General features: G+C 71.6%; 18 protein-coding genes. 11 read left to right on the forward strand and 7 right to left on the reverse strand.

All coding sequences use genetic code 11. The annotated features are described in order from the left end of the window. Positions 1–135: 135 nt before the first annotated feature. The 3 genes from ACIP6N_RS02620 to ACIP6N_RS02630 form a co-directional block, all read right to left on the reverse strand. Positions 136–1,044 (reverse strand): inositol monophosphatase family protein, encoded by a 909-nt coding sequence (locus ACIP6N_RS02620; protein WP_401812229.1) that lies wholly within the window; start codon positions 1,042–1,044, stop codon positions 136–138. Continuing rightward, positions 1,041–2,345 carry an aspartate aminotransferase family protein gene (locus ACIP6N_RS02625; RefSeq protein WP_401812230.1) on the reverse strand — a complete coding sequence of 435 codons (1,305 nt, stop codon included), beginning with the start codon at positions 2,343–2,345 and terminating at the stop codon, positions 1,041–1,043. The genes ACIP6N_RS02620 and ACIP6N_RS02625 overlap by 4 nt, the downstream gene beginning before the upstream one ends. A gap of 132 nt (positions 2,346–2,477) precedes the next feature. Then, positions 2,478–3,182: an HAD family hydrolase gene (locus tag ACIP6N_RS02630; protein WP_401812232.1), complete on the reverse strand. Its 705-nt coding sequence runs from the start codon at positions 3,180–3,182 to the stop codon at positions 2,478–2,480. A 381-nt stretch (positions 3,183–3,563) separates the two neighbouring features. Here ACIP6N_RS02630 and ACIP6N_RS02635 point away from each other — a divergent pair, with 381 nt between their 5' ends. From ACIP6N_RS02635 to ACIP6N_RS02665, 7 genes are all read left to right on the forward strand, one after another. Then, positions 3,564–4,364, forward strand: coding sequence for a PfkB family carbohydrate kinase (locus ACIP6N_RS02635; protein WP_401812627.1), 801 nt, complete (start codon positions 3,564–3,566; stop codon positions 4,362–4,364). Between the two features lie 59 nt (positions 4,365–4,423). Beyond that, positions 4,424–5,149, forward strand: a complete 726-nt coding sequence (locus tag ACIP6N_RS02640; RefSeq protein ID WP_401812233.1) for an HAD family hydrolase — start codon at positions 4,424–4,426, stop codon at positions 5,147–5,149. Then, on the forward strand, positions 5,146–6,078 hold the full coding sequence (locus tag ACIP6N_RS02645; RefSeq protein WP_401812235.1) for a glycosyltransferase: 933 nt from the start codon (positions 5,146–5,148) through the stop codon (positions 6,076–6,078). Before ACIP6N_RS02640 ends, ACIP6N_RS02645 begins: the two co-directional genes overlap by 4 nt. A gap of 72 nt (positions 6,079–6,150) precedes the next feature. Next, the gene (locus tag ACIP6N_RS02650; protein ID WP_401812236.1) at positions 6,151–7,170 is read left to right on the forward strand and encodes an ROK family protein; all 1,020 of its coding nucleotides are present in this window, start codon (positions 6,151–6,153) and stop codon (positions 7,168–7,170) included. Positions 7,171–7,499: 329 nt separating this feature from the next. Next, the gene (locus tag ACIP6N_RS02655; RefSeq protein WP_401812237.1) at positions 7,500–8,867 is read left to right on the forward strand and encodes an MFS transporter; all 1,368 of its coding nucleotides are present in this window, start codon (positions 7,500–7,502) and stop codon (positions 8,865–8,867) included. A gap of 119 nt (positions 8,868–8,986) precedes the next feature. Next, on the forward strand, positions 8,987–10,801 hold the full coding sequence (locus tag ACIP6N_RS02660; RefSeq protein ID WP_401812239.1) for a gamma-glutamyltransferase family protein: 1,815 nt from the start codon (positions 8,987–8,989) through the stop codon (positions 10,799–10,801). Between the two features lie 52 nt (positions 10,802–10,853). Then, complete coding sequence (locus ACIP6N_RS02665; RefSeq protein WP_401812241.1) at positions 10,854–11,714, forward strand: inositol monophosphatase family protein; 861 nt, start codon at positions 10,854–10,856, stop codon at positions 11,712–11,714. A 99-nt stretch (positions 11,715–11,813) separates the two neighbouring features. Here ACIP6N_RS02665 and ACIP6N_RS02670 read toward each other — a convergent pair whose 3' ends face one another. Then, positions 11,814–12,608, reverse strand: coding sequence for a nucleotidyltransferase domain-containing protein (locus ACIP6N_RS02670; RefSeq protein ID WP_401812628.1), 795 nt, complete (start codon positions 12,606–12,608; stop codon positions 11,814–11,816). 107 nt (positions 12,609–12,715) lie between these two features. On the opposite strand from ACIP6N_RS02670, the gene ACIP6N_RS02675 reads away from it, so the two are divergent. Beyond that, the gene (locus tag ACIP6N_RS02675; RefSeq protein ID WP_401812242.1) at positions 12,716–14,143 is read left to right on the forward strand and encodes a phytoene desaturase family protein; all 1,428 of its coding nucleotides are present in this window, start codon (positions 12,716–12,718) and stop codon (positions 14,141–14,143) included. A gap of 85 nt (positions 14,144–14,228) precedes the next feature. Here the strand turns inward: ACIP6N_RS02675 and ACIP6N_RS02680 are convergent, their stop codons facing one another. Then, positions 14,229–14,975, reverse strand: coding sequence for an SDR family NAD(P)-dependent oxidoreductase (locus ACIP6N_RS02680; RefSeq protein ID WP_401812243.1), 747 nt, complete (start codon positions 14,973–14,975; stop codon positions 14,229–14,231). Between the two features lie 209 nt (positions 14,976–15,184). On the opposite strand from ACIP6N_RS02680, the gene ACIP6N_RS02685 reads away from it, so the two are divergent. Continuing rightward, the gene (locus ACIP6N_RS02685; RefSeq protein ID WP_401812244.1) at positions 15,185–16,672 is read left to right on the forward strand and encodes an AlkA N-terminal domain-containing protein; all 1,488 of its coding nucleotides are present in this window, start codon (positions 15,185–15,187) and stop codon (positions 16,670–16,672) included. A gap of 11 nt (positions 16,673–16,683) precedes the next feature. After that, positions 16,684–17,208 carry a methylated-DNA--[protein]-cysteine S-methyltransferase gene (locus tag ACIP6N_RS02690; RefSeq protein WP_401812245.1) on the forward strand — a complete coding sequence of 175 codons (525 nt, stop codon included), beginning with the start codon at positions 16,684–16,686 and terminating at the stop codon, positions 17,206–17,208. Positions 17,209–17,371: 163 nt separating this feature from the next. Here the strand turns inward: ACIP6N_RS02690 and ACIP6N_RS02695 are convergent, their stop codons facing one another. Then, positions 17,372–18,571, reverse strand: coding sequence for a hypothetical protein (locus tag ACIP6N_RS02695; protein WP_401812247.1), 1,200 nt, complete (start codon positions 18,569–18,571; stop codon positions 17,372–17,374). A 633-nt stretch (positions 18,572–19,204) separates the two neighbouring features. Then, complete coding sequence (locus tag ACIP6N_RS02700; RefSeq protein ID WP_401812248.1) at positions 19,205–19,714, reverse strand: NUDIX domain-containing protein; 510 nt, start codon at positions 19,712–19,714, stop codon at positions 19,205–19,207. Between the two features lie 128 nt (positions 19,715–19,842). On the opposite strand from ACIP6N_RS02700, the gene ACIP6N_RS02705 reads away from it, so the two are divergent. Further along, positions 19,843–21,000 carry a glycerate kinase gene (locus ACIP6N_RS02705; protein WP_401812249.1) on the forward strand — a complete coding sequence of 386 codons (1,158 nt, stop codon included), beginning with the start codon at positions 19,843–19,845 and terminating at the stop codon, positions 20,998–21,000. Positions 21,001–21,096 lie beyond the last annotated feature (96 nt).

The raw sequence follows: 21,096 nt of genomic DNA on the forward strand, positions 1-21,096 counted from the left end.
TGTCTGCCGTATCCGCAGCGGGTTCGGGTACCGGATCGGAAATGCCCATGGTGTGTTCTCGTTCTCCGTGCTCGTGGTGCTCGCGGCTCTCGCCATGCTCGTCGTGCCCGCCACGCCCGTCGCGGCCGGGCCTTCTCACCAGCGGATCTCCGACAGCAGGGACGCGTGGAGCTGAGGTGTGCAGGCCGCGATGCAGGACCGCTGGTTCCCCGGATCGATCTCCAGCAGCAGTGTGCCGGCCAGGGACTCCCCATACGCGTCGGTGATCACCACACCGGCCCGTTCCGCGAGGAAGACGGACGCGGCGATGTCGTACGGGAAGAGGTGCAGGATGCTGCCGTGGCCCACCTTGCGGAAGGCCGCTTCCGTCTCCGGGTGATCACGCAACAGCCGGTTGCCGATGTCGACGTACGCGTCCATCTGCCCAGTGATGATGCGGGAGATGGAGAAGGAGGCGCTGTTGAAGACGTAGACGCCACCGCGGTTGGAGGACGCGTCGACCAAGTGCCCGTAGGCGTCGAGCATCAGACCGGCCGGATGGCCGTTGAACTCCAGCGACCAGAACATCCGCTCCAGTTGCTCGGCCTTGCCGATGCTGGGCACCGGGTCCGGATAGCCGCTGCTCTCGATCCCCTCCGAGTGACTGTCGGCGTACATCCAGTGCCCGGTCTTGACCTCCTTGAGGATCGCGTACTCGATGTCCCCGATGGTGGGGGCGTCGCTGTAGCGGGCCGCGGCAATCGAGACACACGCCATCTCCAGGTCCGCGGCGGCGCCGCGGGTGCCGTCGATGGGGTCGATGACGAGCACGTACTCCGGGTTCTCGCCGATCAGGCGGAGCCCTTCGCTCTCCGTGTAGACGGCGACGGACTGCCCGGAGGCCACGAGGTAGTCCCACGCGACCTGTTCGGCCAGGACATCGACGGGAAACTCGGCGTCACCACCTGCGGTGACCCCCTCGAGGTAGCGCCCGGAGCGTGTCGTCCTGTCGTCGCGGACTGCCTGCCAGATCCGTTCCGCGACTCCCTGCACCAGATCCCTCATGAGGCGTCCTCGAAGAGTCGCGTCAGCCGGTCACACATCTCGTCGGCCTCTTCCATCGTCATGATCAGTGGGGGCCGTACCTTGAGTACGTTCCCGAAGCCGTACAGCGAGGTACGCAGCAGCAGTCCGTGCTTCATGCCGAGCGCCGCCAGGTGGTTGGTGAACGTGGGGTCGGGCTCGCCGTCCGCGTCGTTTATCTCCATACCGATCATCAGGCCCTTGCCGCGTATGTCACCCATGAAGGGGAATCGCTCGGCCATTTCCCGGAGCCGGTCCAGAACATGAGCGCCGACGGTGCGGACATTCTCCAGGAAACCGGGACGCCGGATGATTTCCAGAGTCTTGACCGCGACGGACGACGCGAGCACGTTGGCGCCGAAGGTGGAGTTGATGTGGTGGCCTTCCAGACCGGTCAGCCGCTCCTCCGTCATCAATCCCGCGATCGGCATACCGGAGCCGCCGAGTCCCTTGCCGAAGGTGAGCATGTGCGGCGAGACACCGAAAGTGTCCGACGCGAACATGTGCCCGGTACGGCCGAAACCAGTCTGGATCTCATCAAAGATCAGGAGAATTCCGCGCTCGTCGCACAACGCCCGCAGCGCCTGGAGATAACCGTCCGGCGGAACCACATTGCCGCCGTTGCCGGAGATGGGTTCCAGAATGACGGCCGCCACACGCCCCGAACTGGCGTAGTCGATAAAGTCGTTGACGCGTTCCACACAGAGGAGCCCGCAGGTCTCCCGCTGCTGCTTGTAGAAGCAGCGCACACAGTACGGATCGGGTACGTGCACCACCCCGGGGATCTGGGCCGGGAACGGGGCCCGGCGGAAGGCGGCGCCGGACGCGTTGATCATGCCCATCGTCTGGCCGAGGTGGCCCCGGAAGAGCGAGATGACGTCGGTGTTGCCGGTGTTGTGCTGCGCGATCTTGATCGCGGCCTCGTTGGCGTCCGAACCGCTGGACGACTTGAGGTGGATCCGGGTCAGCCCGGCGGGAGCGACCTCGGCGAGTCCCGCGATCAGCGCGTTGACCGGCTTGGACTGGAACTTCGAGGTGACATGGATGAGTTCGGACGCCTGCTCGCGGATGGTCTCCACGACCTCGGGATGCGAGTAGCCCAGCGTCAGGTTGAACGTGCCCGAGGAGGCGTCGAGATACCGGCTGCCGTCCTCTCCGTACAGGTAGACGCCTTCTCCGCGGGCCGCCTTGAACTCGTCCGGGGGGTAATAGAAGTGGTCCACCACATCGTCAGCCGTCTTGTCCGACGGTATCGGGCCGGATGCGGCTGTGGGTACGGACATGCTTCTCCTTCTGGTGTGTCGTGCACAGGAGGCAACAGCGGCGGGTCCGGGCAGGCCGGGCCGGTGGCGGTCCGGGAGAGAACCGCCGAGGGTCCTTCCGGAACGGTTCCGCCGCTACGGGCGTCTTGCGGGTCAGGGCGCCAAGTCGTCCAGGATTTCGCGCAGTTCGGCCCCTAGGAACGACTCGATGCGCAGGTCGGCGTGGCTCAGGTCGAGCGGTGCGGTCATGGTGTTGGGCACGGCCACGCAACGCACTCCGGCGGCGCGCGCCGCGCGGACACCACCGGGGGAGTCCTCGAAGGCGACGACCTCCTCGGGCCGCATGCCGAGCCGGGCCAGCGCCTCCAGGTAGAGATCGGGTGCGGGTTTCGCGCGGGCGGTCTCGCCCTCGGGGCTGTGAATGGCGTGCCACCCCGTGTCGACGCCGCACTGCCGCGCGTAGCGGCGGATCCAGCAGCTGGGACTGTTGCTGACGATGGACCGGGCGAGCCCGGCCGCGTCCGCCTGCCCGAGCATGGCGAGCACACCGGAACGTGCCCCCAGGCCGCTCAGTTCCTCCTCCTTGCGGCGCGCCACTCGCGCCTCCAGGGCGGCGCGGTCCAACGGCCTTCCAGTGAGGTCTTCCAGGGCGCTCCAGAGGTCGAAGCCGATCGTGCCGAGCACTCCGTCCCAGGAACGGCGTGTCAGTTCGTGGCCGTGTTCGCGGTACACCTCGGAGTACACCCGGAATACGTGCGGTTCCGGGTCCCACAGTGTGCCGTCAAGGTCGAAGAGGACCGCTCGTACCGGCTTCGCGGTCCGTGGAAGGGAAGGCGACGGCGTTGACAGAATGCTCACAGCAGCACCTCCTGAGGTGCGCGCACTGGCACCGGTTCTTCTTGCGTCCTGCCTGATCGCGGACGATCCTGCGCCACTTCCGCCGCCCCTGACAACCCCCCCTCGTTTCTCAAGATCAGCACTCGCCACACCGTTTCCCAGGAACAGCCCCCGCCACACCCGGCTTCCGGAATATGCCACGGCCTCCTGATCTTTCCCTGCCCTGCTGATCCTTTCCGACTCCTTGTCAGCTTCTCCGCAGGTCCTTCTTCCTTCGTGGCGGCAGTACGTGTAAGACTCACTACCGATTACGTTGTTCTCAGCGGCACTTGACCGCAGATCAGAAGGACAGGAAATCGTGTGGACGGAGTGTCGGCGCATCGGAAACACCTCCGCACCGCGGTGATCGGACATGTCGAATGGACCAGCATCGCTCGAATCGACCGCGTGCCGGAACGCGGCGAAGTCGCCCATGCCGACGTGGTCTGGGAAGGCCCGGCCGGCGGGGGAGCAGTCGCCGCGGTCCAACTGGCCGCTCTCGCGGGGGAAACCACCTTCTTCACCGCGCTCGGTGATGACGACGCGGCCCGGAAGACCACGGAGACCCTCGGCAGGCTGGGGGTGCGGGTGCTGCCCGCACACCGCGCGGGTCCGACCCGAGGCGCCCTCAGCCTGGTCGACGACTCCGGCGAGCGCACCACCACCACGCTCGGCCCGCGCCTGCAGCCGGCCCTCGACGACCCGCTGCCCTGGTCCACACTGGCCTCCTACGATGTCGTCCACTTCGTCGCCGGAGCACCGGAGGTCCTGAAACAGGCCCGTGCGGCCAGGGTGTTGGTCGCCACCAGCCGTGAACTGGCCACCGTCGCCGCGTCGGGTGTCCTGCCGGACGCCCTCGCGGGCAGCGCCGCCGACCCCGCCGAGCGCTACGAACCGGGCATGCTCGACGCCCCACCGGAACTGCTGGTCTTCACCGAGGGCCGGCAGGGCGGCCGTTACCACCTGCGGGGCGATCTCGCGGGCCGTTACCCGGCGGTGCCAGCGCCGGGCCCCGAGGCGGACAGCTACGGCATGGGTGACAATTTCGCCGCCGCCCTGGCCCATGCCCTCGGCTCCGGGGCCGGCGCCGAGGACGCCCTGGCCGCCGCCGCCGGGTGCGCCGCGCTCTGCGCCGCCACCCGGGGTCCGTACCAACTGCCCTGAATCCGCCGCCCGGTCGGCCGTCCCCGTAAGCGCGGCCGGCCGGTTCTGTGAAGGAGCCCATGCGCACCACCCTGGTCCTCTGGGACATCGACTACACCCTGCTGGTCAGCGGGCCCGCCGGCCGCTCCGTCTACCCGCGGGCCTTCGCCGCGCTGACCGGGACGGAGGCCCCGTCCACCGTGCCCACCGAAGGCCGCACGGAGCCGGCGATCATGGCCGAACTGCTCGCGGTGCACGGCGTCACGGACATCCGGGACAAGGACGCGGCCGACGCCATGATCACGGCCCTGCGCGACGCCGCCCCCCAACTGCTCTCCCAAGGGAGGCGGTTGCCCGGAGCGCTGGAGTGCCTGACCGCGCTGCACGGTGACCCGCGGGGTGTGCAGTCCCTGCTCACCGGCAACCTCAGGACCAACGCCGAGCTGAAGCTGAGCACCTTCGGCCTGGACGGCCTGGTCGACTTCGAGGCGGGCGCCTACGGATCCGACGACAGCCACCGGCCGCGGCTGGTCGCCCTGGCGCAGCGCCGGGCAGGCGACCGGTACGGCACGGTGTTCGACCGGGACAACACCGTCCTGGTCGGCGACACACTGCGGGACGTGGCGGCGGGCCGGGAGGGCGGCGCCCGGGTCGTCGCGGTCGCCACCGGCCAGGACGGGGCGGAAGAGCTGCTCGCCGCCGGGGCCGATGTCGTGCTGCCCGACCTGCGGGACACCGAGCTGGTGGTGCGAACGCTGCTGGGAGACGGCAAATCCCCGCGGGAGTCGGGAGAGTTCGCGCCGTGACACCGGACGGGATGGACCCGCGCGACGCCGCGTCCGGGCCTGCGGACTCCGGCGCCGCCGGACAGGACCTGGTCTCGGTCGTCGTACCGGCCCGCGACGCTGCCGCCACACTCGGCAGGCAGCTCGACGCGCTCGCGGCCCAGGACTACCCAGGCCGCTGGGAAGTGGTCGTGGTGGACGACGGTTCCACCGACGGCACGGCCGGGACCGCCGAGAGCAGGCGTCCGGTCCTTCCGGAACTGCGTATCGTCCGGGCCGGCGGCAGCGGCGGGGTCAACCGGGCCCGCAACATCGGCTGTGAGCACAGCAGAGGCCGGCTGCTGCTGTTCTGTGACGCCGACGACCTCGTGGCCACCGGCTGGATGACGGCTCTGGTGCGTGCGCTCGGCCGGGCCGGGGCAGTCGGCGGCGCCCTGGAGCGCCGTACGCTCAACGGGCCCGCCGCACTTGCCGCGAGACCCCCGGCGGCCGTCCCCGCCCTCGCCGACTCGTTCGGCTTCCTGCCGTACCCCTGGGGCGCCAACTGCGGGGTACACAGGGATCTCTGGGAGAAACTGGGCGGCTTCGACCCCGCCTACACCTACGGCTCGGACGACGTCGAGTTCTTCTGGCGGGTTCAGCTCTCCGGCGCCGAACTCGCCTTCGCCCCCGACGCTCTCGTGCATTACCAACTCCGGGACAGTCCCTGGCAGATGGCCCGCCAGTACTACCGCTACGGACGGTCCCATCCGATGCTCTACCGCCGGTTCGCCGCCGACGGCATGCCCAGAGCGCCGGCCGCCGGGGCCTGCCGCGAGTGGGGACGCCTGCTGCTGCGTGCCGGTGAGCTGCGCATGTCCGACGAGCGGCGCGCGGTCTGGCTGGTACGGGCGGGAATGCGCGCGGGACGGCTCTCGGGAAGCCTCCGCCAGCGGGTCCGTTACCTCTGATGCCACCGGGTCCGCTGCTTCTGACAGCGCTGCTCGCGTCACCCGAACCCCTCTCAGACCGCAGGAGTTGACATGTCACAGCGCTCATCCGGGCCGGAATCGACGGCGAAGCGGGGCGAGCCGGCGGATCCGCGCCCGGTGCTCGCCGTCGACATCGGCGGAACGAAGACCGCGCTGGCCCTGGTGGGCGCGGACGCCACGGTCTCGGACCGGGTGCGTATCCCGACCCCCCTGACCGGCGACCCCGAACAGGCCTGGGCCGCCGTTTCCAGAGCGGCGGAAGGCCCGCTCGCCCGCGCCGCCGCCCTCGGCGGGGTGCGCGGCATCGGCATCGGCTCGGCCGGGCCCGTCAACCCTTCCGCCGGGACCATCAGCCCGGTGATGATCCCGGTCTGGCGCGACGCCCCGGTTGTGGACTGGGCCGCGGCCTGGGTGCCGGGCGTCCCGGTCACACTCGTAGGCGACGGGATCTGCACCGCCATCGGCGAACACTGGGCGGGCGCGGGACGGGGCGCCTCGAACATGCTGGGCTGCACGGTGTCCACCGGTGTCGGCGGCGGACTGATCCTGGGCGGAAGGCCCTGGCCGGGCCCCTCCGCCAACGCCGGACACCTCGGGCACATCATCACCGACCCGGACGGCCCCGCATGCCTCTGCGGCAGTCGCGGCTGCCTGGAACTGACTGCCAGCGGAACGGCGTTGCTCGCCAGGGCCCGCGCGGCCGGGTGGACGGGACCGACAGCCGACGCCACCACACGCGAGCTGGCCGACGCGGCCCGGGCCGGGGATCCCCTGGCGAGCCGGCTCTTCGCCGAAGCGGGACGTGCGCTCGCTGCCGGATTCACCTCCGTGTCCGCCATCTGCGACCTGGACGTCATCGTGGTGGGCGGCGGTGTGGCGGGCGCCGGCGCGCCGCTCTTCGACGCCATCGACGCCGGTATGCGCGAATTCGGCGGACTCCCGTTCCTGCGGCGAGTATCCGTCCGGCCCGCCGAACTCGGCCCGGACACAGGGCTGGTGGGCGCCGCGGCGTCCCTCCACGAACCGGAGCGCTACGCCGCCCCGACGGACGGCCGTACCGCCTTGAGCTGACGCGCCTCCCGATCCACGAGTCGCGCCGTGACAGACCCCGCGCCATGCCCCTGAACCTCCCGGCGCAGGGCGTGCAGCCCGCTCCCGGCGATACGGCCGACGGAGGCCACCACCCCGGTCCCGTGTTCGCAGGGCGCGTCCTGCGGTCTTCCCGCTGATCGTCGTCAACGCGCCTGTCACTCCTTCGAGGGCGACATCGTGATCCGGCGACCGCTGCTCCGTGCCACGCGTGTCGCAGGCCCTGTCCGGCCGCGCTCCGTCCGCTCTCCGTGACCGTGACCGAACCCGCCACACGCGAGATCAGGCCAAGCTCTTCGGCTCATCGGTTCATGGCCGGCAACGCTGGTAAATTGCGGCTCCTGCGTCCCAAGAACACGCCGTACGTGATCAGTTACCTCACCTCGCAGGCACGGGAGCCGAGTGTGGACGTCGACAGGGCCGCGCGTACCGCACTCGTACGCGGGCGCATCGCGACCTCTCTGTTATTCCTGTTGTTCGGCGCCGCTCTGGGCGCCTGGACGAGTCGGATTCCCGCCGTAAAGGCTCATCTTCACCTTACCGACGGCCGTTTGAGTCTGTGCTTGCTCGCCTTTGCCGTCGGCGCGATCATCGGCATGGTGGTGCTGGGTCAGCTGGCCGACCGGTACGGCAGTACCCGGGTCATGGTGCCGGCGGCGTTTCTCGAAGGGCTGCTGCTGATCCCACCGGCGTACATGCCGAATCTGGCGGGCCTGCTGGTGGCCCTGTTCCTGTTCGGACTGGTTCACGGCACCCTCAACATCGCGATGAACGCCAACGCGATCGAAGTCCAGCGGGCCTGGCGCCGGCCCATCATGTCGTCGTTCCACGCCACTTACAGCATCGGCGGCTTCATTGGTGCAGCACTCGGCGGTGTGTTCGCGCGCGCCGGCCTCGGCGCGGGGGCGACGCTCCTGACCGCCGGCTGCGGGGTCGTCGTACTGGCCGGATGGGCGACGGCATGGGCCCTGCCCCGCACACTGGTGCCGCCGCCCACCGACTCCGCGGCCTCTCAGCCCCCGGAGACATCCGGCGCGCCGCGCGCCGCCGCCCGTGCACACGGTCTGCTGTTCCTCGGCATCCTGGCCATGTGCGCGTTGGTGGGCGAGGGCACCGCTGCCGACTGGAGTGCGGTGTATCTGCGCGACAGCCTGCACAGCACACCGGCGTTCGCCGCGGCGGCCTTCGCGGCGTTCTCCATCATGATGACGGTCGGGCGGCTGCTGGGCGATCGCCTCACGGCCACCTACGGACCGGTGCTCCTGGTACGGGTGTGCGGCGCGCTGGCCTCGGTCGGTATGACCGCGGCGCTGCTGATCGACCGCCCGGTCGCCGGAGTGATCGGCTTCGCCTGCCTGGGAGCCGGCATGTCCTGCATCGCCCCGCAGGTCTACTCCGCGGCGGGCAACCGCGATCCGGCCAGGGCGGGAGCCGCGCTGTCGAAGGTGGTCGGCCTCGGCTACATAGGCTTCCTCATCGGCCCGATCGTCATCGGAAGTGTCAGCACCGTCACCGGTCTCCCCAAGGCACTGGGAATCCCGGCACTGCTCGTCCTTTTCGTCGCGCTCGGCGCCCCGGCCCTGCGACAGCCCCGGCCCGCCGCGACGGACGAGGGCCGCGCACCAGGGAGCCTGTTTCATACCCGAGGCGGGTCGGACGCGACGACGGGCGATCGATAGCCTGCTCGCCGATCGGGCGAACGAGCCCCCCGGCCAAAACTCCCCAGAAACTCCCCGGGGGGCGTCGTGAGCGTCGATCTGCCCGATGGACTTCGACACAAGCGCAGGTGAGGCACGGCATGTTCACAACCAGGCCGACACTCCAGGGCACCTTCGGCATGGTGTCGTCCACCCACTGGCTCGCCTCGCAGTCCGCGATGGCCGTACTGGAGGACGGCGGCAACGCCTACGACGCCGCCGTTGCCGCCGGGTTCGTGCTGCATGTGGTCGAGCCGCACCTCAACGGGCCCGGCGGAGAGGTGCCCATCATCCTCGCGCCCGCCGGGGGCGACGTGCGGGTGCTCTGCGGGCAGGGGCCCGCGCCCGCCGGGGCGACGATCGGCCACTACCGCGGCCTCGGCCTCGAACTGGTCCCCGGCACCGGCCCGCTGGCCGCAGCCGTGCCCGGCGCCTTCGACGCGTGGATGGTGCTGCTGCGCGACCACGGCACCCAACGCCTGTCCCAGGTACTGCGGTTCGCCATCGGCTACGCGGAGGACGGGCACGCGCCCGTCGAACGGATAGGCCAGACCGTGGAGACGGTCCGCGAGTTGTTCGAGACGCAATGGACCTCCTCTGCCGACGTCTATCTCCCAGGAGGGCAGGCGCCGCGCTGCGGCGAGCTGTTCCGCAACCCCGCGCTCGCCGCCACCTGGCGCCGCCTGATCGCCGAGGCCGAGGCGGCCGGCGGTGTGGACCGGGAGGCCCAGATCGAGGCCGCGCGCGCGGTGTGGCGCGAGGGTTTCGTGGCCGAGGCGCTCATCCGCCAGTCCGGCAGGCCCACGCTCGACACCAGCGGCTCGCACCACACCGGCACACTGACCGCCGCCGACCTGGCCGGCTGGAGCGCCACCTACGAGGCACCCGCGACGTACGACTGGAACGGCTGGACCCTGTGCAAGGCCGGCGCCTGGAGCCAGGGACCCGCGTTCCTCCAGCAGTTGGCCCTGCTGCCGTCCCCGCTGAGTGAGCTGCCCGCGTACGGTTCCGCGCGCTGCGTCCACCTGCTGATCGAGGGCTGCAAGCTCGCCATGGCCGACCGGGAGGCGTGGTACGGCGACGCCGCCGGCGTCCCGCTCGACACGCTCCTGTCCGAGCCGTACAACACCGCCCGCCGCGCGCTCATCGGCGAGCGCGCCTCGTACGAGCTGCGCCCCGGCAGCCCCGAAGGCCGCGCGCCGGTCCTCAGCGGGCACGCCACCGATGTCGCTTCCGGGGCGCCCGGCTTCAACGCGCTGGGCCTCCCGGCCGCCGGTACGGGCGAGCCGACCGTCGCCAAGGACGGCGGCACCCGGGGCGACACCTGCCATCTCGACATCGTGGACCGCTGGGGCAACATGATCGCCGCCACCCCGAGCGGCGGCTGGCTCCAGTCCAACCCCGTCGTGCCCGAGCTGGGCTTCCCGCTCGGCACCCGCCTCCAGATGGCCTGGCTGGACGAGGGCCTGCCCAACTCGCTCACGCCGGGCCGCCGTCCGCGCACCACCCTCACCCCGTCGCTCGCCCTGCGCGACGGCGTCCCGGTGCTCGCGTTCGGCACACCGGGCGGCGACCAGCAGGACCAGTGGCAACTGCACTTCTTCCTGGCGCTCGCGCTGCGCGGGCCCGTGCGCGGCGGACTCGATCTCCAGGGCGCCATCGACGCACCCAACTGGCACAACGACAGCTTCCCCGGCTCCTTCTACCCGCGCGGCATGCTGCCGGGCAGCGTCACCGTGGAGGAGGGTATGGACCCCGCCGTCATCGCGGAACTGCGCGCCCTCGGCCACGACGTCACCGTCGGCGCGCCCTGGTCGGAGGGGAGGCTCTGCGCGGTCGCCAGAGATCCGGAGACGGGCATCCTGATGGCCGCCGCGAACCCGCGCGGCATGCAGGGTTACGCCGTAGGCCGCTGAGACGTCACCTGATCGATCCGCGTTGTCAGTGGAGCGTGCTTTCCTGGACGGCATGATCGATGACTCTGTCCACGTAACGGTGCCCCTGCGGGGAACGGCCCGCGGTCCGCTGATGTCCGCCGTCGAGGAAGCGGTTCGTGAGGCGGCCGCGGCCGAGATCATGCCGCGCCACCGCCGGCTCGCCGCACATGAGATCGTCGAGAAGGCCGGCCCGCACGATCTCGTGACGGTCGCCGACCAGCGCGCCGAGGAGCACCTCACCGCCGCGCTCACCGCGGTGCTGCCCGGCTCGGTGGTGGTCGGCGAGGAAGCCGTCCACGCGGACCCGGCGGTATACGACGCGCTGCGCGGCGACGCACCCGTCTGGATCGTCGACCCCGTCGACGGCACCCGGCAGTTCGTCCGGGGCGAACCCGGCTTCTGCACACTCGTCGCGCTCGCCCAGGGCGGTGAGCTGCTCGCCTCATGGACGTACGCGCCGGTGCTCGACGAGATGGCGACAGCCGTGCGCGGCGGGGGCGCCTGGCTGAACGGCACCCGGCTGCGCCCGGGCGCGCCGGAACCCGGAACCGTGCTGAAGGTCGCCACGTCCCATCCGGACTACACCACGGACGAACAGAAGCGCGCGCTCGTCGGCCTGCGCACGGAGGGCATTGACGCTCGCCCTTGTGGCGCTGCCGGCCTCGAATACCTGGCGGTGGCGCGCGGCGATCTTGACGCGGTGGCGTTCACCTGGGAGTACGCCTGGGACCACGCGGCGGGGCTGCTTCTGGTCATGGAAGCGGGCGGCGACCACATCACCCTCGCGGGTGAGCCGTTCCGCATAGAGGGAGGCAACGCGCTCCCCTTCACGGCGGCCCGCGACGCGGCGACGGCCAGGCTGATACGGGAACGGCTCATGACCGGGGCGTGAGCCGTATCGAATCGGTTCGACGCGGATCTCTCGGTTCGAATCGGTTCGACGCGCCAGACTCGGAACGGGCCGGGCACGCCGTCAGAAGCGCGAGCACGCTCAGGCGCGCCCGCCCGCGACCGGATCCAGCACCGGCCGGACCTCGCGCACCAGCGCGGCGGCCGTCTCGACCGCCTCCGCGTCCAGAGTCCGCAGCACTCCCGACACCCGCTCCGCGAAGTCCGGCGGAATGTCCGGGAGCGCCGCGGCCGCGGCCAGCGCGCCCTTCTCGTTGAGACACCACACCCGGTGGTGCGCCAGCAGGGCCTGGGCGAGCACGCCGAAGGCCCGTGACAGGCACAGCGACACATACAGCGAGTCACCCGCGCCCACCACCTTTCGCGCGCATGCCACCGTGAACTCCGCCTCCCAGGCCGCCGCGACGAGTGCTGTACGCAGCCGCTCCGGGTACGTGAGCGCCTTGGCGCGCAGCGCCGTCAACTCACCCGCCGGATCCGCGAGTACGCGGCAGAGAGCGACCTCACCGGCGTACGCGGGTGACCAGAAGCCCAGCGGATGTCCCGGCTGCGTCCCCACCTCGTACCGGCCCTCCACGCACTGCGCCCAGACACGCTCCACCCGGTCCAGATCACGCAGGATCCAGTCCACCGCCACCCCACCGACCGACAGCCAGGCGCCACCGTCGACCCACGGCCCCCAGCCGCCGGGCCCCGCGACCTCGACCGTCGTCCCCGTCACCTCCGCCGCCAGCGCCGCCAGCTCCTCGGTGTCCACCGCGCCCCGGTAGTAGACGCCGAGGTCCCAGTCGGAATCCGGCCGCCCCGCCCCCCGGGCCCGACTGCCGCCGAGGGCCACGGCGCGCACCCCAGGCACGCCCGTGAGCTGGGCGGCCATGTGCTTGATGGTCTCGTCCACAGTTGCGGACAGTACCGGCGCTCGGGCTGTCAGTGCCCGGGAATATCCTGGGGGCTCTGGCGATCGGCTGACGAAGGAGTCCGAAGGTGCCGTCGATGCTCGATGCCGTCGTCGTGGGAGCGGGGCCCAACGGGCTGACCGCCGCGGTCGAACTGGCCAGGCGGGGATTCTCCGTGGCCGTTTTCGAGGCCCGGGACACCGTGGGCGGTGGTGCCAGGACGGAGGAGCTGACGCTTCCCGGCTTCCGCCACGATCCCTGTTCCGCCGTCCACCCCCTGGGCGCCGGCTCCCCGGTCTTCAAGACCATGCCGCTCGACCGGTACGGCCTGGAGTGGCTGCACCCCGAACTGCCCATGGCCCACCCCTTCGACGACGGTACGGCCGCGGTGCTGTCCCGTTCCGTCGCCGAGACCGCCGCGTCCTTCGGGCCGCGTGACGCCGGCACGTACCGCCGTCTGGTCACTCCGTTCCTCGGCAAATGGGACACACTGGCCCGGGACTTCATGACCCTGCCGCCCGTCGCCCTGCCGCGCGACCCCGTGACCCTCGCCCGCTTCGGCCTCGCCGGGCTCCCGCCCTACAGCTGGCTGATGCACCGCTTCCGCGACGAGCGGGCACGCGCTCTGCTCGCCGGGGCCGTCGCCCATGTCATCGCACCGCTCAGCGGGCCCGCGACCACCGGAGTGGGCCTCATGTTCGCGCTCGCCGCACACGCGGGCGGCTGGCCGCTGCCGCGCGGCGGCTCCCAGTCGATCTCCGACGCCCTGGCCGGGTACCTCCGCGATCTCGGCGGCACGATCCACACCGGATACGAGGTCAAGCGCCTGGACGACCTGCCGCCCGCGCGCGCGTACGTCTTCGACACCTCACCGACGGCGCTCGCCAGAATCGCCGGACTCGGCAGGGTGTACGACGGTTACCGTTACGGCGCGGGCGTCTTCAAGATCGATTACGCGCTGGACGGTCCTGTGCCCTGGACCGCCGAGGAGCCGCGCAGGGCCGGCACCGTACAGATCGGCCCCACCAGCGGCGAGATCGGCAGGGCGCTGCGCCAGGCCGCCGGCGGGCAGGCGCCCGAGACGCCCTTCCTGATCACCGCTCAGCCCAGCCTGGTCGACCGGTCCAGAGCGCCCGAGGGCAAGCACGTGTTCTGGGCGTACGGCCATGTTCCGAACGGCTGGCGCGGCGATCTGACCGAGGCGATCGAGCGGCAGATCGAGCGCTTCGCGCCCGGATTCCGCGACCGCGTCCTGGCCCGCGCCACCGCGGGCCCGCCCGAATTCGCCACGCGCAACGCCAATTACGTCGGCGGGGACATCGCCTGCGGCTCCGTCTCGGGGCTTCAGCTGCTCGTACGCCCCAAACTCTCCCTCTCCCCCTACGCCACCCCGCATCCCGCGGTCTTCCTCTGCTCCTCGGCCACCCCGCCGGGCCCCGGGGTGCACGGCATGTCGGGGCACAACGCGGCGAAGGCCGTATGGCGCACGCTGCGCGAGACGCGGAGCGCCGGCTGAGCGGGCCGTCACGGCATCGAGGGCCGGCAAGGCAGAGCGGCAGGGCAGAGCCGGGCAGGGCAGCGCCGTGAGCGTACCGGCGGGGTCAGAGCGCGGTGCGGCCGCCGTCCACCGGGATGGTGGCCCCCGTGACGTAACTGGCCCGGGACGAGGCGAGGAACGCGACGACCTCGGCGATCTCCTCGGGCTCCGCGGCGCGCCCGAGCATGGTGGTGGCTCCCAGCTGGGTGAAGAACTTCCGTTCACCGGCGCCGGTGTAGACGGGGCCGGGGGCGACGGTGTTCACCCGCACCCCGCTGGGGCCGAACTCGGCGGCCCAGGACCGTGTCATGGCCGCCATGGAAGCCTTCGTCGCACTGTAGACCGCGCCGCTGGGCATACCGATCGCCCCGGCCATGCTGCCGATGTTGACGATGCTGCCGTTGCCCCGCGCGGCCATGCCCGGGGCGAACGCCGCGACCAGGAGGAACGGCGCGCGTACGTTGGCGGCGAGCAGACCGTCGACGGACCCGGTGTCCATCTCCGCCGTCGGGGCCCACGCCGAGATACCGGCGTTGTTGATCAGTACGTCCACCTCGCCGATGTCCTCGGCGAGCCGCCGGGGAGCCTCCGGATCGCCGATGTCGGCCGCGGCGAACCGGGCCCGGCCACCGGCGGTGACGATCGCCGCGACCGTCTCGGCCCCGCGTGCGGCGTCACGGCCGTGCACGATCACGTCGAAGCCGTCACGGCCGAGCCGCAGCGCGACGGCGCGGCCGATGCCGGAGGTGGCGCCGGTGACAAGAGCGGTGGCGGACGACCCGGCGTCCGCGGTGACCTGTGCTTCCGACATGATGCGCTCCAGAGACTTGCGTGAGCTGGGTGAACGTCCGGACCGGTCTGTCTGACGGAGCGGACAGTAGACAGCTCTGTCTGACAGAGTCAAGGATCACGGTCGTGTCGTACGAGCGGTCCGGGCGCGTCCCGCGAGCGCTGCGGCCGCCCAAGCCTGATGTCGGATTCTTGCCAGCCCGGGCCTCTCCCGTGCGCGATGCTTGAGCCATGCACACCGATACCGAGCGTTGCGTACGGGCCGTCAGGTCCAAGGACGCGCGATTCGACGGCTGGTTCTTCACAGCGGTCCTGACCACCGGGATCTACTGCAGGCCCAGCTGCCCCGCGGTGCCGCCCAAGGCCGAGAACATGACGTTCTACCCGAGCGCGGCCGCCTGTCAGCAGGCCGGATTCCGCGCCTGCAAGCGGTGTCGCCCCGACACCAGTCCCGGATCCCCGGAGTGGAACGCCCGCGCCGACAGCGTGGCCCGCGCCATGCGGCTCATCCAGGACGGGGTCGTGGACCGTGAAGGCGTACCGGGACTCGCCGTACGCCTGGGCTACTCGGCACGTCAGATCGAGCGGCAGCTGCTCGCCGAGCTGGGCGCGGGACCGCTCGCCCTGGCCCGCGCGCAGCGCGCCCAGACCGCGCGACTCCTCATCGAGACGACGGCGCTCCCGATGGCCGAGGTGGCGTTCGCGGCGGGGTTCGCCTCGATCCGTGCGTTCAACGACACCGTCCGCGAGGTCTTCGCGCTCTCACCGAGCGAGCTGCGTACCCGCGCCGCCCGCGCCACTCACGGTTCGCGCGGCCCGGACCCCCGCACCCCCGGAGTGACAGCGCTCCGGCTGCCCTACCGCGCGCCCCTCAACCCGGACAACCTCTTCGGCCACCTCGCCGCCACCGCCGTGCCGGGCGTGGAGGAGTGGCGGGACGGCGCCTACCGGCGGACGCTGACCCTCCCGTACGGCCACGGCATCGCCGCCCTCGCACCCCGCCCCGACCACATCGCCTGCCGGCTCTCCCTGACGGACCCGCGCGATCTCACCCTCGCCATCAGCAGCTGCCGCAGGCTGCTCGACCTGGACGCGGACCCGGTCGCCGTGGACGAACAGCTGCGCGCGGACCCGCTGCTCGCTCCGCTGGTCGACAAGGCGCCGGGCCGGCGGGTGCCGCGCAGCGTCGACGCCGCGGAGTTCGCCGTACGGGCCGTACTCGGCCAGCAGGTCTCCACCGCCGCGGCCCGTACGCACGCGGCCCGGCTGGTCACCGCGCACGGCGTGCCGGTGGACGACCCCGAGGGCGGCCTCACCCATCTCTTCCCGACGCCCGGAGCACTGGCGGCCCTCGACCCCGGGGCGCTGGCCCTGCCGCGCAGCCGGCGCACCACTCTCACCACGCTCGTCGCCGCCCTCGCCGATGGATCGCTCACGCTCGGCCCGGACAGCGACTGGGACCGGGCCAGGGCGCGGCTCGCCGCCCTGCCGGGGTTCGGGCCCTGGACGGTCGACGTCATCGCGATGCGCGGGCTCGGCGACCCCGACGCGTTCCTCCCGACCGACCTCGGTGTCCGCCGCGCCGCCCGGGGCCTCGGCCTGCCGTCCACGCCCGCCGCGCTCACGTCACGCGCCGCCGCCTGGCGGCCCTGGCGCGCCTACGCCGTCCAGTACCTCTGGGCGACCGACGACCACGCCATCAACCACCTTCCCGCGTAAGGATGTCCGTCATGTCCCACCACATCGTGCACACCGTGATCGACAGCCCCTACGAGCCACTGACCCTCGTCGCGACGGACGGCGTCCTGAGCGGCCTCTACATGGCCGACCAGCGTCACCGCCCACTGGACACGGTCTTCGGTGACCGGGATCCCCGGCCCTTCACGGAGGCGGTGCGCCAGCTCGACGCGTACTTCGACGGGGAGCTGACGGAGTTCGACCTGCCGGTGCGCCTGCACGGCACCGCGTTCCAGCAGAGCGTCTGGGCCCAGCTGCGGCAGATCCCGTACGGCGAGACCCGCACGTACGGCGAACTGGCCGGCGCGCTCGGCAAGCCGGGCGCCTCACGGGCCGTGGGGCTGGCCAACGGCAAGAACCCGATCAGCGTCATCGTGCCGTGCCACCGCGTCATCGGCTCGGCCGGCAGCCTCGTCGGATACGGCGGCGGGCTCGACCGCAAGCAGCGGCTGCTGGTCTTCGAGGGCGCGGCGGCCGGTGCCCCGGCAGGTATCGCGACCGGGGCCACCCTCTTCTGAGCCGCGCCTCCGCCGCCGGATTCCGGTCCGCGCCGGGTTTCAGGGGGCCTGAACGGATGTGACCGGCCGGCCCGGCGCCGCGCGCCCCGGGCGGGCCGGCCGGTCACGGCCCTCAGGACGGTCAGCCGGTCGGCCGGCGGGAACGGCCGGCCGGGCGCGACGGTCAGCCGAGTGAGGGCTCGACCGCCTTCGACGCCGTCACCCGCGAGAACGGCGTCGGCGTCCTGCCGGTCCAGACGTACTGCACCGCGCGGCCCGTGTGTTTCACCACCGCCTTGGCCGTGCCGTTCTCGGCGAGGTAGAAACGTCCGCCGCCCAGCGCGATCAGTCCGTACTGCCCGGTCGACTCCCAGCCGTAGATCCCCGTCGCCTTGTCGTACAGTCCGCGTCGCAGGAGCGGCAGCAGCAGGCCGCGTTCCGGCCGGGGCTGGCCGCGCAGCAGGCTCGTGACCGGGGGCCTCGATCCGTCGACGACGAAGAGCGAGTAGTTGGGGAACTGCTTCTTCGTGCCCTTGTAGACGGCCATCAGCCAGTTGTGGCTCGCCGGGTCGTACTCCAGGTTCTGCACCCCGTACGTGGTGTTCCCGGTGTACGCGAAGTACTTGCCGTCCGGTGTGTTCGGCCCGCTGCGGTGCGGGTGCGCGGCCTCGCCCATCGGCCGTTCGTAGTGGCGCCAGTTCTGTACGTCGTACTGGAGCAGCACCTGATGGTCGTTGTCCTTGCGGGCGTTGTCGACGTAGGTCCCGTACGCGACGGTGAGCCGCATGCCGTCGTGGTGGACGAAGTCGGGGCCGAAGGCGACGCCGTCGATGCCGCTGCATCCGTAACGGTGGTCGGGAGTGTCGGCGGTGTCGCCGTCGAAGACGCCGTCGCCGTTCATGTCGGCCGTGTAGTCCTTCACGACCTCCTTGAGGTACACCGTCGAGACCGCTCCGCTGGAGGCGGCCCGGATGTTCATGCGGTTGATCTGGCCGCCGTCGAAGATGGCGGCGTAGTAGGCCTTGGCGGTCGGGACTTCGAGGGAGCCGTAGACCCTGCCGTCCTGCTCGTTGAAGGCGAGATCACCGAGATGGCCGGGGAAACCGGTGACCGAGCCGATGGCCTTGCCGCGCAGGTCCGTCTTCACCAGCAGATCGGTGAACGACCAGTACATGAAGCCGTTGCGGCGGTCGAGGGCCATGCCCTGCAAGTGCCCTGACTTCCAGGCACCGCTGGCGACACTGGTGGGTGGCGTCGGAAAGGCCGGCGCCGCGCGTCCGGCCGGCTCCTTGACCGAGGGCGGGGTTCCGCCGGCAGTCGTGGTCAACAGGACTACGGCGGAAGTGAGCACCGCTGCCAGCCGGGCGTGCGTCTGCCTTCTCATGATCCCTCCGAGGTCGTGGAACTCGGATAATGCCGGGTGAACCAGCCCAAGTCGGCTCATCTAAGGAGAACGCTGACGGAGCTTTTACTGATTTTCTACTTAGCGGAGATATAAGCCTGTTGACATACAAGTTAGTGAATCGCCGAAAGAAGCGGGATCATTGACGCGGTCACGGTCGGAGAGCGACGGGCATGACCAGCGTGGTGAAGCTGCCCCGGTCCGCCGAACGCACCACGACGGGCCGTGTGGCGTCCGAGATCTCCTGCAGCGTGTCGGAAGCCACACCCGCCGCCGGCGCCGGTACCGGGACGGCGGGGTCGAAGCCGATGCGCGGGGCCGATCGCCCAGGCGGACGGCGGTCGGCGCGGTGGCGCGGGAGTGGTCGGGTGCAGCGACACGGCGATCTCGTCCCGGCCGGGCCGCAGCGCGACGGCCGGCGCGTCGCCGCGCTCGGCCACGGCATCGAGCGGTGCCCGCCGGTCGCCGACGAGCCGATGGCGCGGAGACGCCAGGCCGGCCGGCATCTCGCGGTACGCGGGGAACAGGCCGCCGCCGAGCGGCGGCTCACGCCACTCGGACACGGCGGCGGCTCCGTACACGTGAAGGCCGACCCAGCAGGTGCGCCCCCACCTGTCAGGAAGGACGGCGGCCGTTCTCCAGCTCAACGGTGCCCGCCCCGGAGTCCAGTGCGTGCAGTGCGGACAGCACACGCGATCCGGTGGAATCGGTCAGATAGGCGGGGATCTCCTGGCGGTTCACCAGGCGCCAGGACAGCAACTCCTCCTCCTGGAGCCGGATCGCCCCGAGCTGCTCCTCGCTCAGCACACCGCCGTCGAAGAGATACGTGACGATCGGCGGCCGCGCCGGGCCTGACACCCAGTCGGTCACGAGCAGCCGGCCGGGTGCGATGTCCAGGCCGATCTCCTCCAGCGTCTCCCGGTGCGCGCCCCCGCGCGGGGTCTCGTTCTCGTCGGACTCGATGGTCCCGCCGGGCAGGACCCAGCCCTCCCGGTAGTTGGGCTCGAGGACCAGGACGCGTCCCGCGCTGTCCCTGAAGAGCATCGCGGCCCCGGCCAGGACACGGGGGAGCCCGGCGATGTAAGCGGCGTAGTCGGTATCGGGTTCGGTATCGGTGTTGGTCACGTGTCGAGCGTAGTCCGGCGTTCGCACCGGTTCGGTTCCTCCGGGCGAGACCCACCCGTACGGAGAGGGCCCGTACGGATAGGGTCGGGGCGGCGCGACCGCCTGTTCGAAAGCAGAGGAACGACAACGTGACGGACGGCGCAGTGGGCAAGAAGGCGGCACACGTACTGATCGCGGCGGACAAGTTCAAGGGATCCCTCACGGCCGTACAGGTCGCCGAGCGGGTGACGGCCGGTCTGCACCGGATCGCCCCGGAGACGGCGGTCGAGGCCCTGCCCGTCGCGGACGGCGGCGACGGCACCGTCGCCGCGGCGGTGGCCGCCGGGTTCGCACGCAGGGACGTACGGGTCACCGGACCGCTCGGCGCGGAAGTGACCGCCGCGTACGCCCTGCGGGACGGTACGGCCGTCGTGGAGATGGCCGAGGCGTCGGGGCTCCAGCACCTTCCTCCGGGGGTGTTCGCGCCGCTCACGGCGACGACGTACGGCTCGGGCGAGCTGCTGCGCGCCGCGCTCGACGCGGGGGCGCGGAACATCGTCTTCGGCGTCGGCGGAAGCGCCACCACCGACGGCGGCGCCGGAATGCTGGCGGCGCTCGGCGCGCGCTTCCTGGACGCGGAAGGTCGGCCCGTGAGCGCGGGGGGCGGCGGGCTGCGCGATCTCGCCACCGCCGATCTGTCCGGGCTCGACCCGCGGCTGGCCAGGACCGGGATCGTCCTCGCCAGTGATGTGGACAACCCGCTGACCGGGCCGAAGGGCGCCGCGGCGGTCTACGGACCGCAGAAGGGCGCGAGTCCGGCGGACGTCACCGCGCTCGACGCGGCGCTCAGCCACTACGCCAACGTCCTGGAGACGGCCGCCGGCGCCGGGGCCGCCGCGCTCGCCCTCGCACCGGGCGCCGGAGCGGCGGGCGGTATCGGCTACGGCGCGCTGATCGGGCTCGGCGCGGGCTTCCGCCCGGGCATCGAGGTCATGCTCGACGTGCTCGGCTTCGCCCCGGCCCTGGCCCGCGCGACGCTGGTCATCACCGGCGAGGGCTCACTGGACGAGCAGACCCTGCACGGCAAGGCGCCCGCGGGCGTCGCGTCGGCGGCCCGCGCACGGGGCGTCGAGGTCGTCGCGGTCTGCGGGCGCCTCGCCCTGTCCCCGGAGTCCCTGAGCGGGGCGGGCATCGGCCGCGCCTACGCGCTGACCGACCTGGAGCCGGACCCGGCACGCTGCATGGCGGACGCCGGCCCTCTGCTGGAGCGGCTGGCGGCGGCCGTCGCGCGGGACCTCCTGGTCTGACCGGCCCGCTCCCGGTCCGGGGCCGGCCACAGGCCGGCTCCGGACCCACCGGCGCCCGGGGCGGGACGTACGCCGGATGGCCGACCCGCGGGGCGC

Origin of the sequence: Streptomyces sp. NPDC088725 (assembly GCF_044751305.1) — a bacterium.
GTDB lineage: Bacteria > Actinomycetota > Actinomycetes > Streptomycetales > Streptomycetaceae > Streptomyces.

Coding starts and splice junctions, on each gene's coding strand:
- ACIP6N_RS02620 (WP_401812229.1), bottom strand. CDS start 1,044: ATGAGGGATCTGGTGCAGGGAGTCGCGGAACGGATCTGGCAGGCAGTC.
- ACIP6N_RS02625 (WP_401812230.1), bottom strand. CDS start 2,345: ATGTCCGTACCCACAGCCGCATCCGGCCCGATACCGTCGGACAAGACG.
- ACIP6N_RS02640 (WP_401812233.1), top strand. CDS start 4,424: ATGCGCACCACCCTGGTCCTCTGGGACATCGACTACACCCTGCTGGTC.
- ACIP6N_RS02650 (WP_401812236.1), top strand. CDS start 6,151: ATGTCACAGCGCTCATCCGGGCCGGAATCGACGGCGAAGCGGGGCGAG.
- ACIP6N_RS02655 (WP_401812237.1), top strand. CDS start 7,500: ATGGCCGGCAACGCTGGTAAATTGCGGCTCCTGCGTCCCAAGAACACG.
- ACIP6N_RS02660 (WP_401812239.1), top strand. CDS start 8,987: ATGTTCACAACCAGGCCGACACTCCAGGGCACCTTCGGCATGGTGTCG.
- ACIP6N_RS02665 (WP_401812241.1), top strand. CDS start 10,854: ATGATCGATGACTCTGTCCACGTAACGGTGCCCCTGCGGGGAACGGCC.
- ACIP6N_RS02670 (WP_401812628.1), bottom strand. CDS start 12,608: ATGGCCGCCCAGCTCACGGGCGTGCCTGGGGTGCGCGCCGTGGCCCTC.
- ACIP6N_RS02680 (WP_401812243.1), bottom strand. CDS start 14,975: ATGTCGGAAGCACAGGTCACCGCGGACGCCGGGTCGTCCGCCACCGCT.
- ACIP6N_RS02685 (WP_401812244.1), top strand. CDS start 15,185: ATGCACACCGATACCGAGCGTTGCGTACGGGCCGTCAGGTCCAAGGAC.
- ACIP6N_RS02690 (WP_401812245.1), top strand. CDS start 16,684: ATGTCCCACCACATCGTGCACACCGTGATCGACAGCCCCTACGAGCCA.
- ACIP6N_RS02695 (WP_401812247.1), bottom strand. CDS start 18,571: ATGAGAAGGCAGACGCACGCCCGGCTGGCAGCGGTGCTCACTTCCGCC.